The organism is Haloferula luteola, assembly GCF_014201715.1.
Classification (GTDB): domain Bacteria; phylum Verrucomicrobiota; class Verrucomicrobiia; order Verrucomicrobiales; family Akkermansiaceae; genus Haloferula; species Haloferula luteola.
In genome coordinates, this window is record NZ_JACHFD010000055.1 from 1 (window position 1) to 3,187 (window position 3,187).

Sequence of the window (3,187 nt, forward strand, 5' to 3'; positions counted from 1 at the left end):
AACCGCTCAGATGCTTCTAAACGGAGCGGACAGGCCATAACCACGGAGAGCGCGAAGAAAAACACGCACAGCCGCAATGTGAAAGCGCGAGGACTTACCCCTTTGACGATACCGGAAAGTGGCTTAATCCAGTGCCATTCAGGGCTGCCCCCTTTGATTCGCTGCCCCCTTTGATTCGACCAGCGACAGCCGCACTCAGCACCTCATCCGCACGTGGCGTGCCGCAGCGGTCGATTGCTCTTTGACCGGGTGGCCTCCGATTCTGCGCCAGCGTTGGGCTACCGGTCCGGCTCCTCGCTTTCCACCACGTTGACGATCATGTTCTCTGTCGCAAGATTCCGGGAACCGGGTTTCATGCTCAGCCATGATTCCATATACAGAGGACTTCGGTCGGAGCCACCGTCGATGCTGAACTGGATGCGTCCGTAGGTATCATCCGCGAATTTCACGAAGTAGCGCCCCTGTCGAAACGGTTCCCATTCTGTACGCGGCATCGTCGCAGAATACTCGTATCGAACGCTTTCCTCATAGCCAGTCGCCGGAGCCTCGAATTCCAGGTCGCTTTGGTCCCACGCCACCCCCCCTCCCGGAACACGGATTTCAAAGCTCCAGTCGAACAGCTTCGAGTTTATCTCATTATCCATTGGAAGTTGGTTCCAAGTGCTCAAGAAGCGAACCTCAATCCCGTGCGTTCCCCGCCCCTCTTCGGAGTCTAGTGCGATCTTTTTCTGGGTTCCGTCGACAGGCAGCGTCCAACGCTTCTTATCGACATGAATCATGGGCTCGATCAGACCGATCTTCAGTAACTCAAGGACAATCGGATTCGAGGGGTCGGCGTGCCGGTCGCCCGTTCCGCCACCACCCCGTTCGTAGCCGAGCATCGCGGATGAGGAAAGAGAACTCATGCGAGGTATCCGCAGATAGCCTTTTTTCTCCGCGGAGATTCCCAACGAGTTCCCATGAAGTCCCTCGGCCGAAAATCTCCCGTCATCATCGGTAATGACGGTCTTCTTGCCATAAGAGTCCTCCAGCCGATTGATTGGGTTGAGCTGCACTTTGGCACCAGCCACCGGTTTCCCAAACTGATCCACGACCTTGCCGTAAATCTTGATTGATGTGTTCAGTCGGGAGATCAGAGTTTCAAGATCAACAGGCAGTTCACTCTGCTCCGCTGAAGGCCGGCTCTCGTCACTCGCTCCTTGATGCACACGGGATGTCGAAACACCCGGCTCTGCCTCCGACACGTCCGAGGCGTTACGATTGAGTAACCAGCCCAGCACAGGCAACAGCGCCAGAACAACGAGAAATCCGTAAGTGACGATATTCTGTTTTCGTGCCTTCATTGTTGCCTAATTAGTTCAAGCTCTTCACAAAGCCGATCCCAGAAATGACTGGTGGACTGGTTGCTCCATCGCCATTCGGCACTGTGTGTCACGCCAAATCCCCAGTGCTTCGCTCCTACACCCCAATCATTCATATTCACCGAGGACTTAATTGACCCGGAGGTTCTTGAATCAGATCCTGCGGTTCTGGTCAGAGATTTGGTTACAAATCCGAACGCTTCATCAGGGCTGTGAACCCCTCTATAAACATTCGTATCAGAAATATAATGGTATAGCGGGTCTGGATAATCAGGATCAACCGAATTTTCTTGGTAGTAATACCCTCGTCCAAACTCCGGCTTTAAGAAGCGATTGTTGTTCACCCACGAGTCAAGCGCCTCGTCATCTTCGAGGTAAAAATTAATCATTCGAAGGTTGGTTCCAATATCGAACTTGCCTTCAAGTCCGAAGGAATTCCTGATATCTGCAGACGGATTCGTGTCTGGCGTTTCATGAAGGAATTGGGAGCCCCAGATTCTGTTCCATGGCTCCCCGGTGTCCGGGTCGATCCTCATATGGGCACCTGAGTCATACGCCATTGAGGCCATCGCCGCGTTGCAAAGGGCGTAGCGTTGCACTGACATGCCGTTTCTCAAAGCGGACCCGCTAATAACGTTCCCCATACTGTGGGCAAAAAGGCTCCGGCGCCCCGCGTTTGGCAGGCTGTTCACCCACGAAGCCAAGGCCGGGCCACAGAGCCAAGCCCGGTATTCGCTCGGGTTGTAAGTCGTACCGCCAGGAGGAAAATCGGTTCCTTCAAGTTCAATATCCCAGTCGTCGGGCAGGCCGTTGTTGTCTCCACTGAATGTCGCCCAACGGAAAGTGTAGAATTTCCCCCGGAAACCCTGGTGCCACAGCCGTTTGTAGCTGGTTTGAGCCCAGGTAAGGTAAGTGGCATAAGTGAGTCGCCAACCATGCACGAAAATCGCGGTGGTCTCCTCGGCTTCGGGATCCTCATCATACTCCCAGTTCCACGGATCCCAGACCCAGCTCTGGGCGGGCGGGCGGGCGTCAATCCACGGATTGGGGATCTCGTCCGCTTCGTTAACGATCCGCGCCCGTTTGAACATCTCGCGGACATCAAGGAGCTTCAGGTGGACCACCGGGCCCACAATCTCTGGACCTTCCGAACCGTTCTGCAAGATGAGAGCCAGCTCTCCAGTTCCCTTGCTAATTCCCTCGAAGATCAGGTGTGCTTCGGTATCATCTCGATCCTGCCAGTAGGAACTCGGGATAAATACGGTACCAACGTTGGTTGATCCGAAGCACTGTTTCGCAATCTGTCTCCCGGCGGCGGGATGTTCGTCTAGGTAGGAGTCCTCCCCGGTTTCCGATTCGTTAGGCCAGACCCGGATGGAGGGTGATTGGCCCCCGGCTACTTTGAACCTCAAACCCACCTTCCAGTCCCCCCCCTTCAGTTGGTCGAGCGGGAAGCCCACTGAGAGTCGAATGCGGGTGAAGTCCTCAAGGTCGCGTTTTGTGGCGATCTGGGCGTCGCTGTGATCGGGCGTGGTGATCACCGACGGCTCGTCCACCTCCACGTCGTCCTGATCGTTGTTCACCCAGAAACGGAATGGAGTGGCCTCGGAGGTGGTGTCGCTCCCGGGTTCGATCTCACCGTTTCGGTCGGCATCAACGCTTATGTTCACGGGCAGGAGGTCCACATCATACCGCCTCTCGTTCTCAAAGGTCCCTTCGTTCGCTTCCAACGGGTCCAACACCACGCCCGTTTCCGACACATTCTCCCCTGCACGAACCGTCAGCTTCACCACCTCCGGGTCGCCTAGCGTGACTTTCGTCGCTTC

Annotated in this window: 2 protein-coding genes; both read right to left on the minus strand. The window is 55.5% G+C overall.

The features are described 5' to 3' along the window. Positions 1–278 precede the first annotated feature (278 nt). Positions 279–1,343: a carboxypeptidase-like regulatory domain-containing protein gene (locus HNR46_RS20285; protein ID WP_184022490.1), complete on the minus strand. Its 1,065-nt coding sequence runs from the start codon at positions 1,341–1,343 to the stop codon at positions 279–281. Beyond that, on the minus strand, positions 1,340–3,187 hold a 1,848-nt coding region (locus tag HNR46_RS20290), incomplete at its 5' end, for an alpha/beta fold hydrolase (protein WP_184022492.1). The genes HNR46_RS20285 and HNR46_RS20290, both read right to left, overlap by 4 nt.